At 71.6% G+C, this 23,960-nt stretch carries 22 protein-coding genes; 16 read left to right on the forward strand and 6 right to left on the reverse strand.

Annotated features, from left to right (window positions below):
* Positions 1–79: 79 nt before the first annotated feature.
* From ACF07B_RS25220 to nudC, 3 genes are all read left to right on the forward strand, one after another.
* Positions 80–3,751, forward strand: a complete 3,672-nt coding sequence (locus ACF07B_RS25220) for a UvrD-helicase domain-containing protein (protein WP_392180620.1) — start codon at positions 80–82, stop codon at positions 3,749–3,751.
* A 10-nt stretch (positions 3,752–3,761) separates the two neighbouring features.
* Entirely contained in the window at positions 3,762–5,174 is a 1,413-nt protein-coding gene (locus tag ACF07B_RS25225) for a dipeptidase (RefSeq protein WP_392180621.1), read from the forward strand.
* Positions 5,175–5,269: 95 nt separating this feature from the next.
* Positions 5,270–6,214, forward strand: a complete 945-nt coding sequence (nudC, locus tag ACF07B_RS25230; RefSeq protein WP_384234284.1) for an NAD(+) diphosphatase — start codon at positions 5,270–5,272, stop codon at positions 6,212–6,214.
* 69 nt (positions 6,215–6,283) lie between these two features.
* Here the strand turns inward: nudC and ACF07B_RS25235 are convergent, their stop codons facing one another.
* Positions 6,284–6,538 carry a mycoredoxin gene (locus ACF07B_RS25235; RefSeq protein WP_326785638.1) on the reverse strand — a complete coding sequence of 85 codons (255 nt, stop codon included), beginning with the start codon at positions 6,536–6,538 and terminating at the stop codon, positions 6,284–6,286.
* A gap of 211 nt (positions 6,539–6,749) precedes the next feature.
* Between ACF07B_RS25235 and ACF07B_RS25240 the strand changes: the two genes are divergently transcribed.
* The 5 genes from ACF07B_RS25240 (at position 6,750) to ACF07B_RS25260 (ending at position 10,760) form a co-directional block, all read left to right on the forward strand.
* A complete protein-coding gene (locus ACF07B_RS25240) occupies positions 6,750–9,032 on the forward strand; it encodes an ATP-dependent DNA helicase UvrD2 (RefSeq protein ID WP_392180622.1) in 2,283 nt (760 codons plus the stop codon).
* 163 nt (positions 9,033–9,195) lie between these two features.
* Positions 9,196–9,522 (forward strand): hypothetical protein, encoded by a 327-nt coding sequence (locus ACF07B_RS25245; RefSeq protein ID WP_392180623.1) that lies wholly within the window; start codon positions 9,196–9,198, stop codon positions 9,520–9,522.
* Between the two features lie 176 nt (positions 9,523–9,698).
* A complete protein-coding gene (locus ACF07B_RS25250) occupies positions 9,699–10,067 on the forward strand; it encodes a WhiB family transcriptional regulator (RefSeq protein ID WP_028802016.1) in 369 nt (122 codons plus the stop codon).
* Positions 10,064–10,387, forward strand: coding sequence for a hypothetical protein (locus ACF07B_RS25255; protein WP_369486621.1), 324 nt, complete (start codon positions 10,064–10,066; stop codon positions 10,385–10,387). The genes ACF07B_RS25250 and ACF07B_RS25255 overlap by 4 nt, the downstream gene beginning before the upstream one ends.
* 139 nt (positions 10,388–10,526) lie before the next feature.
* The gene (locus ACF07B_RS25260) at positions 10,527–10,760 is read left to right on the forward strand and encodes a hypothetical protein (RefSeq protein ID WP_392180624.1); all 234 of its coding nucleotides are present in this window, start codon (positions 10,527–10,529) and stop codon (positions 10,758–10,760) included.
* 90 nt (positions 10,761–10,850) lie between these two features.
* Here ACF07B_RS25260 and ACF07B_RS25265 read toward each other — a convergent pair whose 3' ends face one another.
* Positions 10,851–12,251 carry an ABC1 kinase family protein gene (locus ACF07B_RS25265; RefSeq protein WP_392180625.1) on the reverse strand — a complete coding sequence of 467 codons (1,401 nt, stop codon included), beginning with the start codon at positions 12,249–12,251 and terminating at the stop codon, positions 10,851–10,853.
* Complete coding sequence (locus tag ACF07B_RS25270) at positions 12,244–13,434, reverse strand: TOMM precursor leader peptide-binding protein (protein ID WP_392180626.1); 1,191 nt, start codon at positions 13,432–13,434, stop codon at positions 12,244–12,246. Before ACF07B_RS25270 ends, ACF07B_RS25265 begins: the two co-directional genes overlap by 8 nt.
* A 217-nt stretch (positions 13,435–13,651) precedes the next feature.
* On the opposite strand from ACF07B_RS25270, the gene ACF07B_RS25275 reads away from it, so the two are divergent.
* The 4 genes from ACF07B_RS25275 (at position 13,652) to ACF07B_RS25290 (ending at position 17,555) form a co-directional block, all read left to right on the forward strand.
* Positions 13,652–14,248, forward strand: a complete 597-nt coding sequence (locus ACF07B_RS25275) for a M48 family metallopeptidase (protein WP_369486625.1) — start codon at positions 13,652–13,654, stop codon at positions 14,246–14,248.
* A gap of 127 nt (positions 14,249–14,375) precedes the next feature.
* Entirely contained in the window at positions 14,376–16,091 is a 1,716-nt protein-coding gene (locus tag ACF07B_RS25280) for a TerD family protein (RefSeq protein ID WP_392180627.1), read from the forward strand.
* An 11-nt stretch (positions 16,092–16,102) separates the two neighbouring features.
* Positions 16,103–16,783 carry an AIM24 family protein gene (locus ACF07B_RS25285; RefSeq protein ID WP_326785629.1) on the forward strand — a complete coding sequence of 227 codons (681 nt, stop codon included), beginning with the start codon at positions 16,103–16,105 and terminating at the stop codon, positions 16,781–16,783.
* A gap of 16 nt (positions 16,784–16,799) precedes the next feature.
* Positions 16,800–17,555, forward strand: coding sequence for an AIM24 family protein (locus ACF07B_RS25290; RefSeq protein ID WP_384241712.1), 756 nt, complete (start codon positions 16,800–16,802; stop codon positions 17,553–17,555).
* A 94-nt stretch (positions 17,556–17,649) separates the two neighbouring features.
* Here the strand turns inward: ACF07B_RS25290 and ACF07B_RS25295 are convergent, their stop codons facing one another.
* On the reverse strand, positions 17,650–18,171 hold the full coding sequence (locus ACF07B_RS25295) for an NUDIX hydrolase (protein ID WP_392180628.1): 522 nt from the start codon (positions 18,169–18,171) through the stop codon (positions 17,650–17,652).
* The gene (locus ACF07B_RS25300; protein ID WP_392180629.1) at positions 18,168–19,598 is read right to left on the reverse strand and encodes a zinc-dependent metalloprotease; all 1,431 of its coding nucleotides are present in this window, start codon (positions 19,596–19,598) and stop codon (positions 18,168–18,170) included. The genes ACF07B_RS25295 and ACF07B_RS25300 overlap by 4 nt, the downstream gene beginning before the upstream one ends.
* Positions 19,599–19,788: 190 nt before the next feature.
* Between ACF07B_RS25300 and ACF07B_RS25305 the strand changes: the two genes are divergently transcribed.
* From ACF07B_RS25305 to ACF07B_RS25320, 4 genes are all read left to right on the forward strand, one after another.
* The gene (locus tag ACF07B_RS25305; protein WP_384241718.1) at positions 19,789–20,904 is read left to right on the forward strand and encodes an SDR family oxidoreductase; all 1,116 of its coding nucleotides are present in this window, start codon (positions 19,789–19,791) and stop codon (positions 20,902–20,904) included.
* Positions 20,905–21,260: 356 nt separating this feature from the next.
* Positions 21,261–21,722 carry a molybdenum cofactor biosynthesis protein MoaE gene (locus ACF07B_RS25310; RefSeq protein WP_369486269.1) on the forward strand — a complete coding sequence of 154 codons (462 nt, stop codon included), beginning with the start codon at positions 21,261–21,263 and terminating at the stop codon, positions 21,720–21,722.
* Between the two features lie 160 nt (positions 21,723–21,882).
* Positions 21,883–22,068 (forward strand): hypothetical protein, encoded by a 186-nt coding sequence (locus ACF07B_RS25315; protein ID WP_369486268.1) that lies wholly within the window; start codon positions 21,883–21,885, stop codon positions 22,066–22,068.
* Between the two features lie 163 nt (positions 22,069–22,231).
* Positions 22,232–23,329: a PDZ domain-containing protein gene (locus ACF07B_RS25320; protein ID WP_392180630.1), complete on the forward strand. Its 1,098-nt coding sequence runs from the start codon at positions 22,232–22,234 to the stop codon at positions 23,327–23,329.
* Positions 23,330–23,401: 72 nt separating this feature from the next.
* Here the strand turns inward: ACF07B_RS25320 and ACF07B_RS25325 are convergent, their stop codons facing one another.
* On the reverse strand, positions 23,402–23,944 hold the full coding sequence (locus ACF07B_RS25325; protein ID WP_392180631.1) for a PPA1309 family protein: 543 nt from the start codon (positions 23,942–23,944) through the stop codon (positions 23,402–23,404).
* Positions 23,945–23,960: the final 16 nt, after the last annotated feature.

Here is a 23,960-nt window from a genome sequence, read left to right on the forward strand (position 1 = left end):
CATGTGCTGACCTGCGCTTCTTTCGTCCCAGGTGCCGATCTGGCCACCGCTGTCAGTGGACGCCGCTAGCCTCTGCGACATGCCCGCCCGTATCACCGACCCCGAACAGCTCAAAGAGCTCCTCGGCATCCCGTTCACCCCGGAACAGACGGAGTGCATCACCGCGGAGCCCGCCCCGCAGGTGATCGTGGCCGGAGCGGGTTCGGGCAAGACCACGGTGATGGCGGCGCGCGTGGTGTGGCTGGTCGGCACCGGGCAGGTGGCACCCGAGCAGGTCCTCGGTCTGACGTTCACCAACAAGGCGGCGGGCGAACTCGCCGAACGGGTCCGCAAGGCGCTCGTCAAGGCGGGAGTCACCGACCCGGACGTCATCGACCCCGACAACCCGCCGGGCGAGCCGGTCATCTCCACCTACCACGCCTTCGCGGGCCGGCTGCTGACCGACCACGGCCTGCGCATCGGTCTCGAACCGACCTCCCGGCTCCTCGCCGACGCCACCCGCTACCAGCTCGCCGCGCGCGTGCTGCGCGAGGCACCGGGCCCGTACCCGGCGCTGACCCGCTCCTTCCCCGACCTGGTCGGGGACCTCCTGACCCTCGACTCCGAGCTCTCCGAACACCTCGTGACGGCCGAGGACCTGCGCGCCCACGACGCCGAGCTGCTGCGCGCCCTGGAGAGCGCCAGACTCACCAACGCGGATCTGCGCAAGGTCCCCGAGACCGCCGCCGCCCGGCGTGAACTCGCCGAGCTGGTGGGCCGCTACCGCGCCGCCAAACGAGAGCGCGACCTCCTCGACTTCGGCGACCAGATCGCCCTCTCGGCCACCCTGGCCGACACCCGTCCCGAGGTCGGAGAGATCCTCCGCGACGAGTTCCGGGTGGTCCTGCTGGACGAGTACCAGGACACCTCGGTGGCCCAGCGCGTCCTGCTCGCCGGACTGTTCGGCGGCGGCAGCGGACACCCCGTGACCGCGGTCGGCGACCCCTGCCAGGCGATCTACGGCTGGCGCGGCGCCTCCGTCGCCAACCTCGACGACTTCCCCGAGCACTTCTCGCGCCCCGACGGCCGCCCCGCCACCCGCCAGTCGCTCAGCGAGAACCGGCGCAGCGGCGGCCGCCTCCTCGACCTCGCCAACGGCCTCGCGGAGCCGCTGCGCGCCATGCACGCGGGCGTGGAGGCCCTGCGGCCCGCCCCCGGGGCCGAGCGGGACGGCCTGGTGCGCTGCGCGCTGCTGCGCACCCACGCCGAGGAGATCGGCTGGCTCGCCGACTCGATCGCCCATCTCGTACGCACCGGAAAGGCGCCCGCCGAGATCGCCGTCCTGTGCCGCACCGCCACCGACTTCGCCGAGATCCAGGGCGCGCTCGTCGCCCGTGACATCCCCGTCGAGGTGGTGGGCCTCTCCGGCCTGCTGCACCTGCCCGAGGTGGCCGACCTCGTGGCCGTCTGCGAAGTCCTCCAGGACCCGGGGGCGAACGCCTCCCTCGTCCGGCTGCTCACCGGTCCGCGCTGGCGGATCGGCCCGCGCGACCTCGCCCTCCTCGGGCGCCGCGCCCGGCTGCTCGTGTCCCACGCGCGCGTGGGGACCGACGGCGATCCCGACCGCAGGCTCGCCGCGGCCGTCGAGGGGGTCGACCCGGCCGAGGTGATATCGCTCGCCGACGCCCTGGACACGTTCCTGGAGACGCCCATCGAGGTCGCGGGGGACGACGACGGGCTGCCCTTCTCGCCGGACGCGCGCGTGCGCTTCGCGCGGCTCGCCGCCGAACTGCGCGACCTGCGCCGTTCGCTGGCCGACCCGCTCATGGACGTCCTGCACCGGGTCCTCGCCGTCACCGGCCTGGAGGTCGAGCTCTCCGCGTCCCCACACGCCCTCGCGGCCCGCCGCCGCGAGACCCTGTCCAACTTCCTGGACATCGCCGCGTCCTTCGCCTCCGGCGACGGCGAGGCGAGCCTGCTGGCCTTCCTCGGGTTCCTGCGCACCGCCGCGCAGTACGAGAAGGGGCTGGACAACGCCCTGCCCGGCGGCGAGAACACCGTCAAGGTGCTCACCGCGCACAAGTCCAAGGGCCTGGAGTGGGACGTGGTGGCCGTGCCCGGCCTCGTCGACGGCACCTTCCCCAGCGGACAGGGCCGCGAGAAATGGACCGCCCAGGGCAAGGTCCTGCCGCACCGGCTGCGCGGCGACGCCGACACGCTGCCCGACGTCGAGACCTGGGACGCCAAGGGCATCAAGGCCTTCCACGAGGCCATGAAGGCTCACCAGCACACCGAGGAACTGCGCCTCGGCTATGTGACGTTCACCCGCCCCCGTTCACTCCTGCTCGGCTCCGGCCACTGGTGGGGGCCCTCCCAGAAGCGGACGCGCGGCCCCTCGGACTTCCTGCACGCCCTCTACGACCACTGCGCGGCCGGACACGGCGAGATCGAGGTCTGGGCCGACGAACCGGCCGAGGACGAGGAGAACCCGGCCCTGCGCGAGGCGGCCGCCGACCATGCCTGGCCGCTCCCGCTCGACGACGCGGCCCTCGTCCGCCGCCGCGCGGCGGCGGAGACCGTACTCGCCCACCTGGAGCGGGTCGCCTCCCACGACGAGGCCCACCCGGGCGCCGACGCGGGCAGGGGTGAGGCGCACCCGTACCCGGCCGCCCACGACCCCGGCTCCCACGACGATCCGGACTGGCCGCCCCCGCCCGAGGACGACCCCCAGCCGTACGACGAGTACGACACGTATGACGCGTACGCCGAATCCGACGCGTACGCCGAGGACGGCCTCCCCGAAGGCGGGTTCCCCGAGGACACCCTCCCTGAGGACCCGTTCCCGCGGGACGGCCTCCCGGAGAGCGCGCGGCCGGGGGACGACGACCCGGACTGGGACTCCTGGGCGACGGAGCGGCCGGGAGAGCGTCCGGCCGGCCGAGGGGGCGAACGTCCCACGGTGCCGCACCAGGCCCAGGGCCCCGCCGCCCGCCCGCACTCCCGGGAGACAGGCAGCCCGCGCCTCACGTCCGAGGAGGCGCGCACCCTCGCGTCCTGGGACCGCGACCTGGACGCGCTCACCGGAGAGCTCATGCGTGCCCGCGCGCGGGTCACCCACGTCCCCCTGCCCGCCTCGCTCACCGCCTCCCAGCTGGTGCGTCTGGCTGCCGACCCGGACGGCTTCGCACAGGAACTCGCCCGCCCCATGCCGCGCCCCCCGCAGCGCGCCGCGCGCCGGGGCACGCGCTTCCACGCCTGGGTGGAGTCCCGCTTCGAGGAACTGCGGCTGCCGATGCTGGACCCCGAGGACCTGCCAGGCGGCGAGGCGGAGATCGCCGACGAGCACGACCTGGAGACCCTGAAGGACGCCTTCGAACGCAGTCCCTACGCGCACCGCACCCCGTACCGCGTCGAGGTGCCCTTCCAGCTCGCGATCGCCGGCCGGGTCGTCCGCGGCCGGATCGACGCCGTCTACCGGAACGGCGAAGGCGAGGAGACGACGTACGAGATCGTCGACTGGAAGACCGGCCACGGCCGCACGGCCGATCCGCTCCAGCTCGCGCTGTACCGCCTGGGCTGGGCCGAGCGGCAGGGAGTGCCCGTGGAATCCGTCACCGCCACGTTCCTGTACGTCCGCGACGGCGAGGTCGTACGACCGGACGGCCTCCCGGACCGCGCGGCGCTGGAACGGCTGCTCACCGAGGACCCGGCAGGTCCGCAGGACGAGGTCCCGGGAGAACCGCCGGACGAACACGCCTCCGTGGGCGGATAGGCTCAGGAACATGAGCAAGCCCGTTGACAACGCCGTCAGCACCGTCCGTACGTACATCGAGACCCACCGCGCCGCCTTCCTCGACGACCTCGGTCGGTGGCTGCGCATCCCCTCGGTCTCGGCTCAGCCCGAGCACGCCGCGGACGTGGCACGCAGCGCCGACTGGCTTGCCGCCGAACTCCGGGAGACCGGCTTCCCGACCTGCGAGGTCTGGCCGACCGCGGGCGCGCCGACCGTCTTCGCCGAGTGGCCCTCCGAGGACCCCGACGCACCCACGGTCCTCGTCTACGGACACCACGACGTGCAGCCCGCCACCCGCGAGGACGGCTGGGACACCGACCCCTTCGAGCCGGTGATCCGGGGCAACCGCCTCCACGCGCGCGGGGCCGCGGACGACAAGGGCCAGGTGTTCTTCCACACACTCGGCGTCCGGGCCCACCTCGCCGCCACGGGACGCACCACCCCCGCCGTGAACCTCAAGCTGCTGATCGAGGGCGAGGAGGAGTCCGGCTCCCCGCACTTCCGCGAACTCGTCGAGGAGCACGCGCGGAGGCTCGCCGCCGACGTCGTGATCGTCTCCGACACCGGCATGTGGTCCGAGGACACCCCCACGGTCTGTACGGGCATGCGGGGCCTCGCCGAGTGCGAGATCGTCCTGCACGGACCCGAGCAGGACATCCACTCCGGATCCTTCGGCGGCGCCGTGCCCAACCCGGCCACCGCGATCGCCCGCCTGGTCGCGGCCCTGCACGACGAGCACGCGCGCGTGGCCGTCCCCGGCTTCTACGACGGGCTCACCGAACTCACCGACCGCGAGCGCGAACTCTTCGCCGAGCTGCCCTTCGACGAGGAGCGATGGCTGCGCACGGCCAGGTCGGCGGCCACCCACGGAGAGGCCGGTCACACCACCCTGGAGCGCGTCTGGGCCCGCCCGACCGCCGAGGTCAACGGCATCGGCGGCGGCTACCAGGGCGCCGGCAGCAAGACGATCATCCCGTCCTCGGCCCTGGTGAAGCTCTCCTTCCGGCTCGTCGCCGGGCAGGACCCGGACCACATCGAGAAGGCCGTACGCGCCTGGGCGGCCGAGCAGGTGCCCGACGGCATCCGGCACGAGATCACGTTCGGCGCGGCGACCCGCCCGTGCCTGACCCCGCTGGACCACCCCGCCCTGCGGTCCGTCGTACGCGCCATGGGCCGGGCCTTCGAGCAGCCGGTCCGCTATACCCGCGAGGGCGGCTCCGGACCGGCCGCCGACCTCCAGGAAGTCCTCGGCGCCCCGGTGCTCTTCCTGGGCATCTCCGTTCCCTCCGACGGCTGGCACGCCCCCAACGAGAAGGTCGAACTCGACCTCCTCATGAAGGGCGTCGAGACGACCGCCTACCTGTGGGGCGACCTCGCCGAGAACTGGCGCGAGACACACTGAACAAGCCGAATCCCAGCCCCAAGAGCGCACCGCACGCGCGTCCTGCTGAACCGCCCGCCGAAATAACCGTTCCACCGGGGGAGTTGGAAGCATCCGTGACCACCTGGACCGACCACAGCGCCGACCGTCCCATCTCGCTCACCGCCCCGAGCGGCATTGACCGGGCCGCCCACCACCGGCTCGACGAGGCCTGGCTCGCGGCGGCCTGGAGCCACCCCACGACCCGCGCCTTCGTGGTCTCCGGCGGTCAGGTGCTCATCGACGAGATGCCCGACGGCACCACCGAACTGCTGATGACGCCCTCCTTCGAGGCCCCGCTCACCGAGGCGCACCGCTATTTCCTGGGCACGGACGACGACGGGGTGAGCTACTTCGCGCTCCAGAAGGACGCGCTTCCCGGCCGCATCGACCAGTCCGCCCGCCCGGCGGGCCTGCGCGAGGCCGGTCTCCTGCTGTCCCCCCGTGACGCCGGCCTGATGGTCCACGCGGTCGCCCTGGAGAACTGGCAGCGGCTGCACCGCTTCTGCTCCCGCTGCGGCGAGCGCACCGTCATCGCGGCCGCCGGTCACATCCGCCGCTGCCCCGCGTGCGGCGCCGAGCACTACCCGCGCACCGACCCGGCCGTGATCATGGCCGTCACGGACGACGAGGACCGCATCCTGCTCGGCCGGCAGGTGCACTGGCCCGAAGGCCGCTTCTCCACCCTCGCGGGCTTCGTCGAGCCCGGGGAGTCGATCGAGCAGTCGGTGCGCCGTGAGGTCTTCGAAGAGGTCGGCGTCACGGTCGGCGAGGTCGACTACGTCGCCAGCCAGCCCTGGCCGTTCCCCTCCAGCCTCATGCTGGGCTTCCGGGCCCGCGCCACCTCGTCGGAGATCGACGTCGACGGCGAGGAGATCGAGGAGGCCCGCTGGTTCTCCCGGGACGACCTGCGGTCCGCCTTCGAGTCCGGGGAGGTGCTGCCTCCCTACGGGATCTCGATCGCGGCCCGTCTGATCGAGCTCTGGTACGGCAAGCCCCTGCCGACCCGGAACGCCCCCTGAGCGTGCCCCGGACATGACGCTGCCCCTCCGGCGAGCTCGCCGGAGGGGCAGCGTCATGCGCGCGTGAGGTCAGGCGGTGAGGGCCTGCTTCACCTGGGCGAGACTCGGGTTCGTCATGACGACCTCGGCGCCACCGGCGGCGACCACCAGGACCGTCGGAACGGTCTGGTTGCCACCGTTCGCCTTCTCGACGAACGCTGCGGACTGCGGGTCCTGCTCGATGTTGATCTCGTTGTACGCGATGCCCTCACGGTCCATCTGGCTCTTGAGCCGACGGCAGTAGCCGCACCACGTGGTGCTGTACATCGTCACAGTGCCCTGCATGCTCATGCGCTCCTTCACGGCTTCGGGTGCGTGGTCGCTGCAAGTTGAACGCAGGCCACCCGGTCACCATTCCCGTGGGGGGTATCGGAGGCGCGCGCCGGGGCGTGACGCTCGCCGCACCCGCGCCCCACCGCAGGTGACACGGTCGCGGCGAGGGGGGAGCGTGACGCCCGGGGCATGGCCGAAAGGCGACCCCGGGACTCCGGCGCACGTGACGCTCGCCGCATTCGTACGACCGCAGCCGCCTCCCTGTGGACAACCGGCTCACCCGCCTCCGCCGACCTGGCAGCATGGCTGTGTGACAGCAGCAACGCACTCCTCCCTCTTCCCGCAGGTTCCGGACACGGCCGACGCGGTGCTCGACGGGCTCGACCCCGAGCAGCGCGCGGTCGCCACCGCCCTGCACGGTCCGGTGTGCGTGCTGGCCGGAGCCGGCACGGGCAAGACGCGGGCGATCACCCACCGCATCGCCTACGGGGTGCGCGCGGGGATCCTCCAGCCCTCCAGCGTGCTCGCGGTCACCTTCACCAACCGGGCCGCGGGGGAGATGCGCGGACGGCTGCGCCAGCTCGGCGCCGGAGGAGTCCAGGCCCGCACCTTCCACTCGGCCGCGCTGCGCCAGCTCCAGTACTTCTGGCCGAAAGCCGTCGGTGGCGGACTGCCCCGGCTGGTGGACCGCAAGATCCAGCTCGTCGCGGACGCGGCGGCCGCCTGCCGTATCCGCCTCGACCGCGGAGAGCTGCGGGACGTCACGAGTGAGATCGAGTGGTGCAAGGTCACCCAGACCATCCCCGCCGACTACGCCGCGGCCGCCGCCCGCGCCGGGCGCGAAGCCCCCCGGGACCCGGCCGAGACCGCCAAGATCTACTCGGCCTACGAGGACCTCAAGCGTGACCGCGCGGTCATCGACTTCGAGGACGTCCTGCTGCTCACGGTCGCCATCCTCCAGGACCGGCACGACATCGCCGAGCAGGTCCGCTCCCAGTACCAGCACTTCGTGGTCGACGAGTACCAGGACGTCAGCCCGCTCCAGCAGCGCCTCCTGGACCTGTGGCTCGGCGAGCGGGACAACCTGTGCGTGGTGGGCGACGCCAGCCAGACGATCTACTCGTTCACCGGTGCAACCCCCGACCACCTTCTCGACTTCCGCACCCGCCATCCCGGAGCCACCGTCGTCAAGCTCGTCCGCGACTACCGCTCCTCGCCCCAGGTCGTCCACCTGGCCAACGGACTGCTCTCCCAGGCGCGCGGCCGGGCCGCCGAGCACCGTCTCGAACTGATCTCCCAGCGGCCCCCGGGCGCCGAACCCGTCTACGCCGAGTACACGGACGAGCCCGCCGAGGCCGAGGGCGCCGCCCGTCGCATCCGCGATCTCGTCGCCTCGGGCGTCCCCGCCGGCGAGATCGCGATCCTGTTCCGCACGAACTCCCAGTCCGAGACCTACGAACAGGCACTCGCCGACGCGGGTGTGCCCTACCAGCTGCGTGGCGCCGAGCGGTTCTTCGACCGCCCGGAGGTGCGCAAGGCGGGAGCGGCCCTGCGCGCCGCGGCCCGTTTCGGCGGCAACGACTCGCTCCTCGACGACGTCGTCGACCTGCCGTCGCAGGTCCGCGCGGTGCTCTCGGGCGAAGGCTGGACCGGCAAACCCCCGGCGGGCTCCGGCGCGGTCAGAGAGCGCTGGGAGTCGCTGGCCGCCCTGGTGAACCTCGCGCACGACTTCGCGGCCGCCAAGCCCGACGCGACGCTCGGCGACCTGGTGGCCGAACTCGACGAACGCGCGAGCGCCCAGCACGCCCCGACCGTGCAGGGCGTCACCCTCGCCTCCCTGCACTCCGCCAAGGGACTGGAGTGGGACGTCGTCTTCCTGGTGGGAGTCGCCGAGGGCATGATGCCGATCACCTACGCAAAGACCGACGAACAGGTCGAGGAGGAGCGCCGTCTCCTCTACGTCGGTGTCACCCGCGCCAGAGAACACCTCTTCGTCTCGTGGGCGCTCGCCCGCTCGCCCGGAGGCCGCGCCGGCCGGCGCCCCAGCCGGTTCCTCGACGGTCTGCGCCCCGGCTCCGTCGCCACGGCGGGCGGTCGCGCCGGCGCCGCCGGCGGCGGGATCGAGCGCGGCGCCGCGAGAGCCGGCGTCGCCGCCGAACGGCGTACGAGCCGCAGCCCCGCGCGCTGCCGGGTCTGCGGCCGCACGCTCACCGACGCGGGTGAGATGAAGCTGATGCGCTGCGACGGCTGTCCCTCCGACATGGACGAGGGTCTCTACGAGCGGCTGCGCGAGTGGCGCAAGGTGCAGGCGGAACGCAGCGGGCAGCCCGCGTTCTGCGTCTTCACCGACAGGACGCTGATCGCGATCGCGGAGACCGCGCCGGACGACGAGGGCGAGCTCGCCCGCATCCCCGGGGTCGGTGTCCGCAAACTGAACCGCTTCGGAGCCGATGTTCTGGCCATCTGCGCAGGTCGGGAGGTAGCGGAACCCGGTGAGGGCAACTGATTCAAACTCGTCGGGAAAATAGTTTGCGCATGCCCCGGCAATCCCCATAGGTTCTTAACCACGGCAGCAGCGGCCTTCTCGAAGGCCCTGGTTCCGTGCTGTACTTAATATCCGTCGGACCGGTTCGCCCGGTCCCCCAAGACGCCGAGAGGAGGCGATTCCCGTGATCAGCATCGACACCAGCTTCATCAAGACCGTGAAAATGACCGATCCCTCGGTCGTCGTCTCCACGTGCCCGCTCGGCGTCTCGAACCTGGGTACCGGTCTGTCCGGCATTCCTGCCGTCCGGCCGGCGTCCTCCGTGTCTCTCGCGGGTCTTCCCGTCAGTGAGCGCAATGAGCGACCGATCCAGGCACTGGAAGCGGCAGTAGTGGCAGAAGCACATGCCTATGCCTTTGCGGCAGCCGGTGCCGGATCCCTGAAGCAGACGCAGCAGCACCACACGATGTGGGCCTTCCGTGGGCCTGAACCCTGGAGTGATCCAGCCTGATTCACCATCAGGCCGGCGCCTTCAGGGCCGCGGAACCCCACCCGGGATCCGCGGCCCTTCTGTTTGTCCCCGACCGGGGACGACAGAGCGAAGGGGCCTCGGGACAAGACAAGAACCCGGTACCAGCCGCCAACCGGCCGACCACGGCCGGCACGACCAGACGAGGAAGACGAACCGTGCAACTCGAAGCGCACGCCCCGTCAGTACCGCCTTCCGAAACGATCCCCCCGCCCGGCCTCACGGAGGACTCCACCTTGATCCCGCTCACCGCGCTCACCGCGCTCGACGACGCCATCGAGAACCTCGGCGTGCCCGTCCCCTGCCGTTCCTACGACCCGGAGGTCTTCTTCGCCGAGTCGCCGGCCGATGTCGAGTACGCCAAGTCGCTCTGCCGCACCTGCCCGCTGATGGAGGCCTGCCTCGCCGGCGCCAAGGAGCGGCGTGAGCCCTGGGGCGTCTGGGGTGGCGAGCTCTTCGTCCAGGGTGTCGTCGTGGCCCGCAAGCGGCCGCGTGGCCGCCCGCGCAAGAACCCGGTCGCGGCATGAACATCCGAGGAACGATCGACCGCCCCCTGACGAACGACCCCAAGAAACAGGCACCGATGAAGCCGTCCGCCAGCGAGCCCGCAGGCTCCGCGACTACAGACTTCGCCACCACCGGCGCGAACGACTCGCGTCAGAACAGGACCCGAGAGATGCAACTCATCCCAGAAGCCCTGGCTCGTGCGCATATGCACGAGCGACTGCACCAGGCCGAGCGGGAACGTCAGGCCGTGCGCCTGGCGGCCGCTCGCCGCATGCAGCGCCGGGCCGAGCGCGCTTCGATGCGAGCCCGGCGCGCGCTGGCCATGGCGGTCATGCAGTAATCGACGTACACCGTCGTAGCAGCCGTTGCAGTCGCAGCACTCACAGGCAGGCAAGCCCGCGGGGGCCGGTCCGAACGGACCGGCCCCCGCGGTGCGTTGCACCGCGCGAACCGCCCGCCGCGGAGATATCGTCGCCCGAGTGACGAGTCTTCCCGAAGACAGTGACAGCAACGGCCCCGCACCGAAGCCCGACGCCGACGAAGCCGACGAAGCCGAGACGATCGTGTGCGCCCTCTGCGGCACCACGGCTACCGGTCCGCAGCCGACGTGGACCTGTTCCTTGGAGAACGGCACCCGCCGCTACTTCTGCGACAACTGCGCCCGCAGCAACCTCAGAGCGATCGAGGGCCGTCTCGACTCGGCCTGGTGGTAGCCGGTCCCGCCGACCACCCACCCCGCCGACCGGTCCCGCCGACCGGTCCGGCCGACCGTTCCGCCCCGCCGGCCGGTCCGCGACGCGGGCTCACGCCTCGGCGGCCGCCACTTCCTCGCCCAGCTCCTCGTCCTTGAGCTCCTCGTCCTCGAACAGCTCCAGGTCCTCCTCCGGCACGAACCCCGGCAGCCACTGCTCCAGTTCGTCCCGCAGCCGGACTGTCGCGCCGAGCTGGCACAGGACACCTATGGTGCTCAGGGTCACCCGGTGTATGAGGAGATACGAGGGCGGCAGGTTCAACTGCCTGCCCAACTGGTGGGCGGGGGAGCGCGGGTCCGCGATGCGGGCGGCCTGGTTGCGCATCCAGCCTCGGGTGAAGGTGAACTCGTCCGCCTCGGCCGGTTCGATGATCGGCAGCAGGTAGTCCAGGACCGCGTCCGGTGCCAGGTCTATCGACTCCTTGACGAAGCCTTCCTCGCAGAGCAGTTCGTAGACCGACTCGGCGTCACCCTCCAGGGTCATCCGGAGGGAGTCGCCGATCGGCTGGGGCAGACCGCCGGGAAGCCGGTCCACCGTGCCGAAGTCCAGGACACCCAGTCGCCAGCCGTTCTCCCCGTCCGGCAGGAGACGGAAGTTGCCCGGGTGCGGATCGGCGTGCAACAGGCCGGTGCGGGCCGGGCCCGAGAAGAGGAACCGGGCCAGCAGCTGGCCGGCGCGGTCCCGCTGCTCCGGCGTGCCGTCGGTGATCACCTCCGACAGCGGCACACCGTCGATCCACTCCGTCACCAGAACCTGCTCGCACTGATGCACCACCGCGGGCACCAGCACGTCCGGGTCGTCCGCGAACTCCTCGGCGTGCGCGGCCTGGGCCTGCGCCTCCAGGCCGTAGTCGAGTTCCTCGGAGACCCGGTCGCGCAGCTCCGTGATGAGCGGCTTGATGTCCATTCCGGGGATCAGGGGCCCCAGGAGCCGGGCGAAGCGGCTGAGTTGGGTCAGATCGGACAGAAGGGCCTCGCCCGCCCCCGGATACTGCACCTTGACGGCGACCTCACGTCCGTCGTGCCACACCGCCCGGTGCACCTGGCCGATCGAGGCGGCCGCCGACGGCTTGTCCTCGAACTCCATGAACAGCTCGGCCCAGTCCGCGCCGAGCCGCTCCTCCAGAACGGAGTGGACCGTGCGCGTGGGCATGGGAGGCGCCGCGTCCTGGAGTTTCGTCAGCGCCGCGCGGTAAGGACCCGCGATCTCCTCCGGCAGCGCCGACTCGAACACCGACATCGCCTGCCCGAACTTCATCGCACCGCCCTTCAGCTCTCCGAGGACCTTGAAGAGCTGTTCGGCTGTGCGCTGCTGGAGTTCGCGGCCCACGATCTCCGCCGACTTCCCGCCGATTCGCTTCCCGAGTCCCCAGGTCGCCCGCCCGGCGAAGCCGAGTGGCAGCGCGGCCAGTTTGGCAGTCCGGGTGACTGCCTTCCGGGGAAGATCAGACATGCGCCCTCCAGGTCCCAGCAAGCTGTGCCGCGTGCGGCTGTCGCCCTGACATTGTCGCGTGTGCTTCGCCGTCCTCGGGGGTTGGCTCATCATTTGTTTTCGTCGCGGTGCCGCAGGAGCAGGCGGGGTGCGCCCGGACCGGGGTCGCCCGCCACTCGCATCCGGGCAGTGACGCCTCCCAACGGGCCCCCGTGCAGAGCGGCGGATCTCCGTCCAGGAAGGACAGCGCGTGGCTCGCGGCGAGTCCGGCGACCACCGCGGACAGGGCGAGATCGCACGCGGCCACCCGTCGCTGCCGCCCGGAGCGCCACTGCGCGACCAGTCGCGGCCAGGTCGGATCCATGTCGGTGCGCCGCTGGTCCAGACAGCCCGCGCAACCGGTGTCGCCCGGCAGGACCAGGGGACCCACGACTCCGGTCGCTTCGGCGATCCCCGCGTAGAGATGGGGTGTCCCCGAGGTGATCAGGCTCTCGGCCGAGGCGGGGTCCGGCGCGTGGACGGCGAGGCCGTCCCGGGGAGCGATGATCACGAGGGACAGTCCGCGCGTCTCCTCCCCCTTCTCGTCCCTGGCGACAGCGCGGGGCGGTCGGTCCGGGGCGGCTCGGCGCACCGCCCGCCGGGCAGCGTCCTCCCGGCGTTCGCCGATGGATTCGACGGGAAGGCCGCCGGGCGCCACGTCCCACGGTTCGACACGGCCGAGATCCCGCACCTCGACCTCGCCCACGCCGGCGCCCGAGAGCAGCGCGGCCAGCAGGACCCCCACCCGGCCCGCGCCCCGCACCCGTACACGCAGGTGGCGGCGGGCGGCCAGGCGCTCGACGGCCCCGCCGGGCTCGTGGGCGAGAAGGGAGAGGGAGGCGAGGTCCGGCCGCAGCCGGTCCATGACGTCCTTCTTCCCGCGCAGAGCGTCCGCGGCCGGGCCGCCTCCGGTCATGTCGTCCAGGAGGCCGGACCCGGCCAGCCGGTCCACCAGCCCGTCCACATGGCCGTCGGGCAGCCCCATCACGCGCCCCTGCTCGCGCAGCAGCGGCATTCCGCGTGTCCCGTCGAGCAGTTCGAGGAAACTGCCTGTCGCCGTGTCCATCGGGCCCAGCACCATCGCGTGCGCCGGTGTCATCCCGAACTGCACGGTGTTGAGATCCCGCCAGCCGCGCCGCAGAGCGGGCTTCACGATCGGATGCATGACCTACCCCCGTAGACCGTAGTACGTCCCCGTATGTCCGCGACGCACTCCCGCAGCGCGGACCGAGTGCCAGCATGCCCGTGCCCGCCGGTGCCCGCCGAAAGTTGTCCACAGACGGCACCGTTCGTCGTACGAATGAGACGGGCAGAACGCGGATCGGCATCGAACCGTCCCGGGGGCGGGACTTCCGCCATGTGCAGCAGGTAACGTCGGGGGCGTGCCCGCCGACCCACCGCACAGTGCCGCGACGTCACAGCGCAGCACGACGAGCCCGCCGCCGAGCGGTTCGGGGGCGAGCGCGATCGAGGTCCGCAGGAGCGCCCGACGGCGCAGAACGGTCTCCGCGTACCGCGAAGGCGACCGCACCGTCGTCCTCATCCCCGCCCGGATGTCCGAGGCGGAGGAGAAGCGCTGGGTGACCGTCATGCTCGACAAACTGGCCGCGCAGGAAAGCAGACGGGTGCTCGGTGACACCGAGCTGGCCGAACGCGCCGAGCGGCTGTCGGCCCTCCACTTCGACGGTCGCGCGCGGCCCAAATCGGTGCGCTGGGTCACCAACCAGAACACCCGCTGGGGCTCCTGCACCCCCGCCGAGGGCAGCATCCGTCTGTCGCACCGGTTGCAGGGCATGCCCGAGTACGTCGTCGACTACGTCCTCCTCCACGAACTCGCCCATCTGCTCGTACCCGGTCACGGGCCCGGCTTCTGGCGGCTCCTCGAGGCGTATCCGCGCACCGAGCGCGCCCGCGGCTATCTCGAGGGCGTCGTCGCCGCGGAGCGGCTGCCCCACCTCCCGGCCGCACGCGACGAGTAGGGGCGCGCCGACTGTCCCGCCCGGAGTGCGATTGTGTACCGGGTCTGCACCGGCTTCGTCCACTTCCGGACTTTGCCGTTAGCCTGACGCGACGCACTCGTATCGGGATGGGGGACGGTCGTTACGCATGGCCAGGGAATTCCAACGCGGCCACAAGGCCAAGATCAGTGACCTCACCGCGGGCACGGATCTGTACGTAGGCGTACAGATCACCGGCCCCGGACTCACCTTCGACATCAGCTGCTTCGGTCTGGACGCCGACGAACGGCTGTCGGACGACCGGTACTTCATCTTCTTCAACCAGCCGAAGTCCCCCGAGGAGTCCATCCAGCTCCTCGGCTCGCAGTCGGGCGACACGGAGTCCTTCCGGGTCACCCTCGACCGGATTCCGGCAGGCATCCAGAAGCTGTCGTTCACGGCGACGATCGACGGCGCCGGACAGATGTCGCAGATCGCTCCCGGATACCTCCGCGTCGTCGCGGGCGGCGAGGAGGTGGCCCGGTACGCGTTCAGCGGTGCCGAGTTCTCCACCGAGCGCGCCGTGATGCTGGGCGACTTCTACCTCAAGGACGTCTGGCGCTTCGCCGCGGTGGGACAGGGCTTCGACGGCGGTCTCGACGCGCTGCTGAAGAACTTCGGCGGCGAGGTCGCCGAGGAGGAGCCCGCCGCTCCGCAGCCGCAGTCCGGCGCGGCGCCGTCCTTCGCGCCGCCGGCCCAGGCCACCGCGCCGCCCACGTTCGGCGCTCCGGCGGCACCCGCCCCGGCCCCCGCCGGCCAGGGCTTCGCGCCGCCGCCCGGTGCCACTCCGCCCGCTCACGCGCCCGTGCCCTCCGTGCACGCCGCCCCCACGATCGTGGGACCGCTGCACACCCCGCCGGGTGGCACCGTCCCGCCGCCGGGTCCCGCGCCGTACGCGCAGCCGCCCGGCCCGCCCGGCCCGCCCGGTCCGCCGCCGGGCTACGGCCAGCAGCCGCCCGGCCAGACGGCTCACATGCCGCCCGGCTACGGCCAGCAGGCACCGACCGCTCCTCCCGGATACGGTCAGCAGCCCCCGACGGCGCCTCCCGGATACGGCCAGCAGCCGCCGTACGGCCAGGTCCCCGGCCAGGCACCCGCGCCGTACCCGGGTCAGGCCGGTGCCCCGTCTCCCTACGGCGCACCCCAGGGCGCTCCGCAGGGCGGGGCCGGTGTGACCGCCGCGCTTGGAGCCTTCAAGGAGACGCCCACCGGTCAGCGGTGGACGCCGCAGAACAAGAAGCTCATCCGCGTCGACCTCGGCATCGGAGGCCAGCCCGTACTCGCCCGCCAGGGCAGCATGGTGCTGTACCAGGGCAAGGTCGACTTCAGCTACAAGGGCGCCGGGTTCGCCGGCCGGCTCGTGGGCAACGCCACCGGCCAGGAGATGCAGCTGATGCGCTGCACCGGCCAGGGCCAGGTGTTCTTCGCCGAGAACGCCACCCATGTGCACCCCATCGAACTCCAGGGGGACGCGATCTGCGTCTCCGCGGAGAACGTCCTCGCCTTCGACGAGTCCCTCCAGTACGAGGTCCGTCGCATCGAGGGGCACGGCATCCCCGGGGGCGCGCTGTTCACGATGCAGTTCCAGGGGACGGGCACCATCGTCGTCAAGACGCACGGCGCGCCCGTCGTCCTGCCGGTGACGCCCACGACGTTCGCCGACTGCAACGCCGTCGTCGCCTGGTCCGCCGCCGCGCAGGTGATCGTCTCCAGCCAGGTGAGGATGCGCCGGAACGCCTACCCCGGCGACACCGGCGAGAGCGTGAACCTCCAGTTCCGTGCCGCGCCAGGCAATTTCGTCGTCGTCCAGCCGTACGAGGTCTGAGGGAGCCCGTCATGAACCAGCCACTCGCGGGCTTCGCCCCTGCGCCCGTCACCGCGCGCATGGAGAACCACGGCAATCACATGCTGAAGGTCGCCATGCAGACCGGAAACGACCTCCTCGCGCGCGTGGGGTCGATGGTCGCCTACGAAGGGTTCGTCCAGTACGAGCCCAACCCGCCCGCCGTCCGCCAGATCGCGCGCGACTGGATGACCGGCGAGGGCGCGCCCCTCATGAAGTGCTCCGGCGACGGTCTGCTCTACCTCGCCGACTACGGGGCGAACGTCGTCGTGATCAACCTCAACGGGGACGCGATCTCCGTCAACGCGACGAATCTGCTCGCCTTCGACGCCCACCTCACGTGGGGCGTCGAGCGCGTGAAGGGGCTCGCCAAGTTCGCCGGACAGGGTCTGTGGAACACCAAGATCTCCGGTCAGGGATGGGTCGCGCTGACCTCCCGCGGCAAGCCGATCGTCGTCGACTGCGGCGGCGGTGAGGACGAGACGTACGTCGACCCGGACGCGCTCGTCGCCTGGTCCCCGAACCTCAAGGTAAAGGGCAAGCGCAGCTTCAAGGCGCAGTCGCTGATCGGACGCGGTAGCGGCGAGGCGTACCAGATGGCGTTCTCCGGGCAGGGCATCGTCGTCGTCCAGCCCAGCGAGGACAGCACCGACCGCCTCCGAGTCCGGGGCTGAGGGGGAGCAGGACATCATGCAGAGCCCGCTTTTCGGCTACAACGAGCAGCAGACCCAGGACCGCTACAGCCTGCAGAACTCGCAGATGCTGCGCGTCGTCCTGGAGGGTCACGACGACATCCTCGCCCGCAAGGGCACCATGGTCGCGTACCAGGGTCTGGTCGAGTTCGACGCCGAGTACCAGAACAACGGCCAGCGCCGCTCGCGTGCGCACACCGGCGAGGGCCTCGACCTGATGCGCTGCCACGGGCAGGGCACGATCTACCTCGCCAACCTCGGCCAGCACGTCCACGTGGTCGACATCGAGCAGGACGGCCTCACCGTCGACAGCAGCTATGTGCTGGCGATGGACTCCGGCCTGCACCACGAGGTCATCGCCGTGGACAGCCAGTACGGCATCTCCGGCTCCGGCAAGTACCAGCTCAACATCACGGGACGCGGCAAGGTCGCGCTGATGACCTCCGGGATGCCGCTGATGATGCAGGTCACACCGGACAAGTACGTCAACTGCGACGCCGACGCGATCGTCGCGTGGTCCACCGGCCTGCGCGTGCAGATGCAGGCCCAGACGCACTCCTCGGGAGTGTGGCGGCGCCGGGGCAACACCGGTGAGGGCTGGGAGCTCAGCTTCCTGGGCAGCGGTTACGCGCTCGTGCAGCCCAGTGAGTTGCTGCCGCCGCAGAACGCGGTGATCGGCCAGGGTCTGCGTGCCCAGTACGGCATGGGGCAGCAGGGCGTGCACGCGCAGAACCAGGGCAACGTCTGGAGCTGACGTCCGCCCGTCCCGGAAGCGACGGGCCGGCGAGCAGGGGTGAGGGGCGACCGCAAGGGCGGTCGCCCCTCACCCCTGTCCGGGCGCGTGCCGCTCACAGCCGGGCGCGGGTCGCCTCCAGCAGGCGTACGACCGAATCATCGGCCGCCTCGGCGACCTCGTCGTAGGCGAACCAGCGCAGGTCGAGGGACTCGTCGCTGATGACCTCGACGGCGTCGGCAGGGGCCAGGGCCGCGTACTGGACGTCCAGATGCCAGTGGCACGGCGCTGGGATGGCGTGCCGGTCCAGCGTCACGGGGCCGCCCGGCAGCAGGGTCAGGCCCTCGATGCCCGACTCCTCCGTCGCCTCGCGCAGGGCGGCCTCGGCCAGGGTCGAGTCGCCCGGCTCGCAGTGCCCGCCCATCTGGAGCCACATCCGGAGCTTGCGGTGCAGCGTCAGCAGGACACGGCCGCGTGACGGGTCGATCACCAGGGCGCTCGCCGTGAGGTGCCCGGCGTGGCAGGACTTCCACATCCCGTCCGGGTGCGCGGACAGGTGGTCCAGATAGACCTGGCGCAGCTCTTCCTGGCCCTCGTGGTCCTTCAGCACGAGGGCGGCGTCGTCGTGCAGGCTCACTCGGCGTCGTCGCCCTTGCCGGAGTCCTCCGAGCCGTCGTGCTTCTTCAGGTCCGGCTTCTCGGCGGTGCCGCCCGCGGCCTCACCGAGCATCTTGTCGATCTCCGAGAAGTCCATGTGCTCGCGGTGCACGAAGCCGTCCGGGTCGTCCAGGTCGGACGCCGTCGGCAGCATGTCCGGGTGGGCCCACAGGCCGTCCCGGCCGTCCACACCGCGCGCGTCGGTGAGCGAGGCCCACAGGCGCGAGGCGTCGCGGAGCCGGCGCGGGCGCAGCTCCAGACCGATCAGCGTGGCGAACGTCTGCTCGGCGGGACCGCCCGTGGCGCGGCGGCGGCGCAGGGTCTCGCGCAGCGCGTCGGCCGACGAGAGCCGCGGCTTGGCCGCCGAGTGGACGACCGCGTCCACCCAGCCCTCGACCAGTGCGAGCGCCGTCTCCAGGCGGGCCAGCGCCGCCTTCTGCTCCGGCGTGTCCTCGGGCTGGAACATGCCCTGCTGGAGTGCCTGCTGGAGCTCCTCGGGGTTCTGCGGGTCGAACTGGCCGACCACGTCCTCCAGCTTCGCGGTGTCGACCTTGATCCCGCGCGCGTATCCCTCGACAGCGCCGAACAGGTGCGAGCGCAGCCACGGCACGTGCGCGAAGAGGCGCTGGTGGGCGGCCTCGCGCAGGGCGAGGTAGAGCCGCACCTCTTCCTGGGGGACGCTCAGGTCCTTGCCGAACGACTCGATGTTCAGCGGCAGCAGCGCGGCCTTGCCGACCGGGCCGAGCGGCAGACCGATGTCGGTCGAGCCGACAACCTCGCCCGCGAGCACGCCCACGGCCTGGCCGATCTGCGTACCGAACATGGCGCCGCCCATGGAGCGCATCATGCCGATCAGCGGGCCCGCCATGGCCTGCATCTCCTCGGGCAGCACATCGCCCATGGCCGCGCCGACCCGCTCGGCGACGGGGTCGACGAGCTCCTTCCACACGGGCAGGGTCGCCTCGACCCACTCCGCGCGGCTCCACGCGAGCGCGGAGGTGGCACCGGACGGCAGGGACGTCGCGTCGTCCAGCCAGTGATCGGCCAGACGGACGGCCTCCTCGACCGCGAGTCGCTCGGCGGGGCCGACGCTCGCGTCCTTGGTGCCGTCGGAGGTGCCCTGGGCGACCGTCTGCCGGGCGATCTGCTTGGCCATGTCCCAGTTCACCGGGCCACCCTCGTACGAGAGCATCTGTCCCAGTTGCTGGAACGCGGCGCCCAGGTCGTTCGGGTTCATCGAGCCGAACATGGCTGCGAGCGGATTGTCGGCTCCGGGGCCACCGGCTCCGGACGGCCCGAAACCGAACGGTCCCTGACCACCGCCGCCCTGCTGGTCCTTCTTCTTGCCCTCGTCGCCGTTGTCCGGCTCCTCCGGCGGAAGGCCGAATCCGAATGGGGTGTCACTCACGGGATTCCTCGGCTGGTAAGGCCGCCGGTTCGTTCCGACGGCGGCTGCCCACAACACCACCCAGCGTAGACACCTGAACCCGATCGGGCCTCGGTGCTTCGCCGACTCGTCGCCTGCGGCAGGATGGATGCCACCTGGTAGGGACGCGTCAGACGCGTCCATTACTGAAGACAACCGCTGGAGACGCCCGGTGAGTTCCCCAGATCCGCAGGTTCGCGCAGCGCGAAACCACTCAACCAGCCCAGCCTCGCGCGGCCCCGTCGTCGCGGTCACCGGCGCGGCGGCCGGTGTGGGCGCCCTGCTCACCGAGCGGCTGGCCGCCAGTGAGGAGATCAAGCGGGTCGTCGCCATCGACGAGCGGCGCGGCGAGTGCGCCGACGCCGAGTGGCACATCCTGGACGTCCGGGACCCGGCGATCGCCGAGAAGCTGCGTGGGGCGGACGTCGTGGTCCATCTGGCGCTCGACCTCGATCTGGAGACGGACGCGGCGGCCCGGACCGCCTACAACGTCCGGGGGACGCAGACCGTGCTCACCGCCGCCGCGGCTGCGGGGGTCCACCGGGTCGTGCTGTGCACGTCGGCGATGGTCTACGGAGCGCTGCCCGACAACGAGCTGCCTCTGTCCGAGGACGCCGAGCTGCGGGCGACGGCGGAGGCGACGGGTGTCGGCGACCTGCTGGAGATCGAGCGGCTCGCGCGCCGCGCGCCGCGGGCGCACCCCGGTCTGAACGTGACCGTCGTCCGGCCCGCGGTCCTCGTCGGCGGGGGTACGGACACCGCGCTGACCAGGTATTTCGAGTCTCCTCGGCTGCTGGTCGTGACGGGGTCGAGGCCCGCGTGGCAGTTCTGTCACGTCGAGGACCTGTGCGCCGCGCTGGAGTACGCGGTCGTCGAGAAGGTCGAGGGCGAGCTGGCCGTCGGGTGCGACGGCTGGCTGGAGCAGGAGCAGGTGGAGGAGCTGAGCGGGATCCGGCGGATGGAGCTTCCCTCCGCTGTCGCGCTGGGCGCCGCCGCCAGGCTTCACCGGATCGGGCTCACTCCCTCGCCCGCCGGGGACCTCGCCTACACGATGTACCCCTGGGTGGTGAGCGGGAGCCGCTTGCACGACGCCGGGTGGCGGCCGCGCTGGACCAACGAGGAGGTCCTGGCGGAGCTGCTGGAGGAGGTCGCGGGGCGCCACACGGTGGCCGGCCGGAGGCTGGGCCGCAAGGACGCGACCGCGGCGGGCGCGGCGGGCGCGACGGTGGCCCTGCTGGGCGCGGCCGCGGTGGTCCGCCGGGCCCGGAAGGCCCGGCGCAGGTTCTGACACCGGGTCCGCGCCGCTGGGCCACCGGGGTGACCACCGACAGGCCACCCCGGACCCGAGCCGGTTCGTTCCGGGGCACAGCACCGGTGACGCGCTGAGCCGGGCTGAGCCGGGCTGTGCCGGGTCGCGCCGTGCCGCACGAGTGGCGCGCCGGCCCGCGCCGGGTTGAGCCGGGCCGTGCCACCGGGCTGCTGCACCGGGGGCGTGCCGTGCCGGTGACGCGCTGGGCCGCGCTGTGTCGCGGCTGCTGCGCCGGGCCGGGCCCGGGCGTCTGGAGGAGGCTCCAAGTGGTACGCGTGCGTGCCGGGGGAAAGCCGTATTCCACCGGGTCGGCGGGGTGCGGCACGATGGGGGGCATGGCATCTACCTACGACCACCCCGGTGAGCGGGCCGCGCAGGACCCGATCCGGCTGCTCGCGATCCGCGACGAACCGCTCTCCCTGGACGAGGTCTTCAAGGCGGTGGGGGACGACGCCGCCGGAGGGACCGCGTTGTTCGTGGGGACCGTGCGGAATCACGACGGCGGTGCCGACGTCGAGGAGCTCGGGTACTCGTCCCACCCCACCGCCGAGGCGGAGATGCGTCGTGTCGCCGAAAAGGTGGCGGCCTCCTATCCGGTGCGGGCGCTGGCCGCCGTTCACCGGGTGGGCGACCTGCGGGTCGGGGACCTGGCCGTGATCGTCGCCGTGTCGTGCCCGCACCGAGGCGAGGCCTTCGAGGCCTGCCGCCGGCTCATCGACGACCTCAAGCACGAGGTGCCGATCTGGAAGCACCAGAGGTTCTCCGACGGTTCGCAGGAATGGGTCGGAGCCTGCTGAGACGGGCCGGATCACCCGGCGTCAGGCACCCACCGGGGTCCGATCGACTGATAATTGCCGTCCGGTTGCGTAACCGGGGCCCTGCCGCGAGCGTTGACACTGCGGATGGTTAATCTGCTGATCAGTCAGTAGCGGTCGCTCGTGGGGTTGGGAGGTCGGCATGGCAGCTCTTGCCTGGTTGCTGATTCCGCTGATGGCCGCGATCGGTGCCGGTCTGTGGGGCAGTTGGGCCGGCCGGAATCGCAAGGCCGCGGGAGACGGTGTCGAGCTCGCCGGATACACGCGCTTCCGCGAGGCCATGGAGCGGACCGACGCCCGGGAGAAGTCCCCCTCCGACGTGCTCTGAGGTCCACGGCCCGCTCGGAAGGTCCCGGGCGGCCCGGACCGTGCGGAGCGCTTCGGGCCTCGGCCCGGAACGCGGCCTTCGTGGCGTTCGGGCGTGTTCTGGGCCCACCACGTACGGACGGCCCCGACGGTGCGCTTACACCACCGTCCCGTACTGTCGTTCCATGCCACGCCGCACCGCGACGATGCTCGCCTCCACTCTGATCCTGATCGCGCTCCTGTGCGCGGGAGTGTTCATCAAAGTGCCGTACTCGGAGATGTCGCCGGGTCCCACGGTGAACACGCTGGGTGACCATGACGGCGAGCCGGTGCTGCAGATCTCGGGCCGCAAGACGTATCCGACGACCGGACACCTGAACATGACCACCGTCCGGGTCACGAGCGCCGACTACAACATGAACCTCGTCGAGGCCGTCTACGGCTGGCTGGCGCACGACAGCAAGATCGTGCCGCACGACACGCTCTACCCGGACGGCAAGACCGAGCAGGAGTCGACGCAGGAGAACGCCGAGGAGTTCAGCCAGTCGCAGGAGAGCGCCAAGGTGTCCGCCCTGAAGGAACTGGGCATCCCCGTGAAGTCCTTCGTGATCGTCTCCACGGTCGTCAAGGGCTCTCCGGCCGAGGGACGGCTGCACGCCGGTGACGTGATCAAGGCCGTCGACGGTACGGCCGTGAAGGCGCCCGACGACGTCGCGAAGCTCGTCACCAAGCACAAGCCCGGCGACAAGGTCGTGTTCAGGATCGTGCCCGCCAAGGAGCAGGCCGCCGCCACGAAGGAACACACGACCGCGACCGCGACCAAAGACGTGACGCTCACCACGGTCAAGTCCGACGACGACCTCCCCGACCGTGCCGTCGTCGGGATCTCGGCCGGGGTCGACCACACGTTCCCGTTCACGATCGACATCAAGCTCGCCGACGTCGGCGGCCCGAGCGCGGGTCTGATGTTCTCGCTCGGCATCGTGGACAAGCTCACTCCGGGGAACCTCACCGGAGGCAAGTTCGTGGCCGGCACCGGCACCATCGACGACAACGGCAAGGTCGGCCCGATCGGCGGCATCGACATGAAGACGGTCGGCGCGCGCAACAAGGGCGCCCAGTACTTCCTGACGCCCAAGGACAACTGCGCCGAGGCCGCCAAGGACACCCCCGACGGGCTCAGGCTCGTCAAGGTCGACACCATCGACGACGCGATGAAGGCCCTGAAGGACATCGAGGCGGGCCGGACATCCGACCTGCCCAAGTGCGGCACCAAGGGCTGACGGACACCGCCCGTCCGTGACAGGGGGCGCCCCGCGACTCGCGGGGCGCCCCCTGTCACGTCCGTGCGCGGATCAGTCCGCGAACGTCGCCGACAGCGCCTCCGCCAGGCCCGGCACGAGGCCCGAGCCGGTGAGCACCTCCGTCGCCGCGTCCTTCTCGCGCAGCCGCAGCGCCGAGTCGCGGGTGCCGTCACGCAGGACACCGACCGTCATGCGCACCTCCTGGCGGTCCGGGTGGGCCGCGACCCACTGCGTGAGCTTCTTGCCGCTCAGCCCCTCCGGGACCGAGTTCTCCGCGGACGGCGGCAGCATCAGCCGCTCCACGGTGAGCGCGCAGCCGACGACGGAGTCGGGCCAGGCGATGGTGCCGAGGAACTCGTCCAGCGGCTTGCCGGCGGGGATCTCCTCCTGCTCGACGGGGGTGAGACCGGTGGTCTCCTGTTCGTGCTCCAGGCCGAGCTGGGCGGCGATGCCGGGTTCCTGGGCCCGCAGCCGTGCGGTGTCTACGAGGGCGAAGAGGCGGGCGGGCTGGTCCCAGCCGAGGCCGGATGCGTACTCGTCGATCTCGAGTACGGCCCGGGTCAGGGGGCTCGCTGCCATGGGAGTGTTGGACATGGTCACAATCCTGCCT

This window comes from Streptomyces sp. NPDC015532 (assembly GCF_043078065.1).
In the GTDB taxonomy this organism is placed as follows: domain Bacteria; phylum Actinomycetota; class Actinomycetes; order Streptomycetales; family Streptomycetaceae; genus Streptomyces.

What these genes read in the sequence shown, in the direction of transcription:
- ACF07B_RS25220 (WP_392180620.1), top strand. Translation starts at nt 80, where the DNA reads ATGCCCGCCCGTATCACCGACCCCGAACAGCTCAAAGAGCTCCTCGGC.
- ACF07B_RS25225 (WP_392180621.1), top strand. Translation starts at nt 3,762, where the DNA reads ATGAGCAAGCCCGTTGACAACGCCGTCAGCACCGTCCGTACGTACATC.
- ACF07B_RS25235 (WP_326785638.1), bottom strand. Translation starts at nt 6,538, where the DNA reads ATGCAGGGCACTGTGACGATGTACAGCACCACGTGGTGCGGCTACTGC.
- ACF07B_RS25255 (WP_369486621.1), top strand. Translation starts at nt 10,064, where the DNA reads ATGAACATCCGAGGAACGATCGACCGCCCCCTGACGAACGACCCCAAG.
- ACF07B_RS25265 (WP_392180625.1), bottom strand. Translation starts at nt 12,251, where the DNA reads ATGTCTGATCTTCCCCGGAAGGCAGTCACCCGGACTGCCAAACTGGCC.
- ACF07B_RS25270 (WP_392180626.1), bottom strand. Translation starts at nt 13,434, where the DNA reads ATGCATCCGATCGTGAAGCCCGCTCTGCGGCGCGGCTGGCGGGATCTC.
- ACF07B_RS25280 (WP_392180627.1), top strand. Translation starts at nt 14,376, where the DNA reads ATGGCCAGGGAATTCCAACGCGGCCACAAGGCCAAGATCAGTGACCTC.
- ACF07B_RS25285 (WP_326785629.1), top strand. Translation starts at nt 16,103, where the DNA reads ATGAACCAGCCACTCGCGGGCTTCGCCCCTGCGCCCGTCACCGCGCGC.
- ACF07B_RS25290 (WP_384241712.1), top strand. Translation starts at nt 16,800, where the DNA reads ATGCAGAGCCCGCTTTTCGGCTACAACGAGCAGCAGACCCAGGACCGC.
- ACF07B_RS25310 (WP_369486269.1), top strand. Translation starts at nt 21,261, where the DNA reads ATGGCATCTACCTACGACCACCCCGGTGAGCGGGCCGCGCAGGACCCG.
- ACF07B_RS25315 (WP_369486268.1), top strand. Translation starts at nt 21,883, where the DNA reads ATGGCAGCTCTTGCCTGGTTGCTGATTCCGCTGATGGCCGCGATCGGT.
- ACF07B_RS25320 (WP_392180630.1), top strand. Translation starts at nt 22,232, where the DNA reads ATGCCACGCCGCACCGCGACGATGCTCGCCTCCACTCTGATCCTGATC.
- ACF07B_RS25325 (WP_392180631.1), bottom strand. Translation starts at nt 23,944, where the DNA reads ATGTCCAACACTCCCATGGCAGCGAGCCCCCTGACCCGGGCCGTACTC.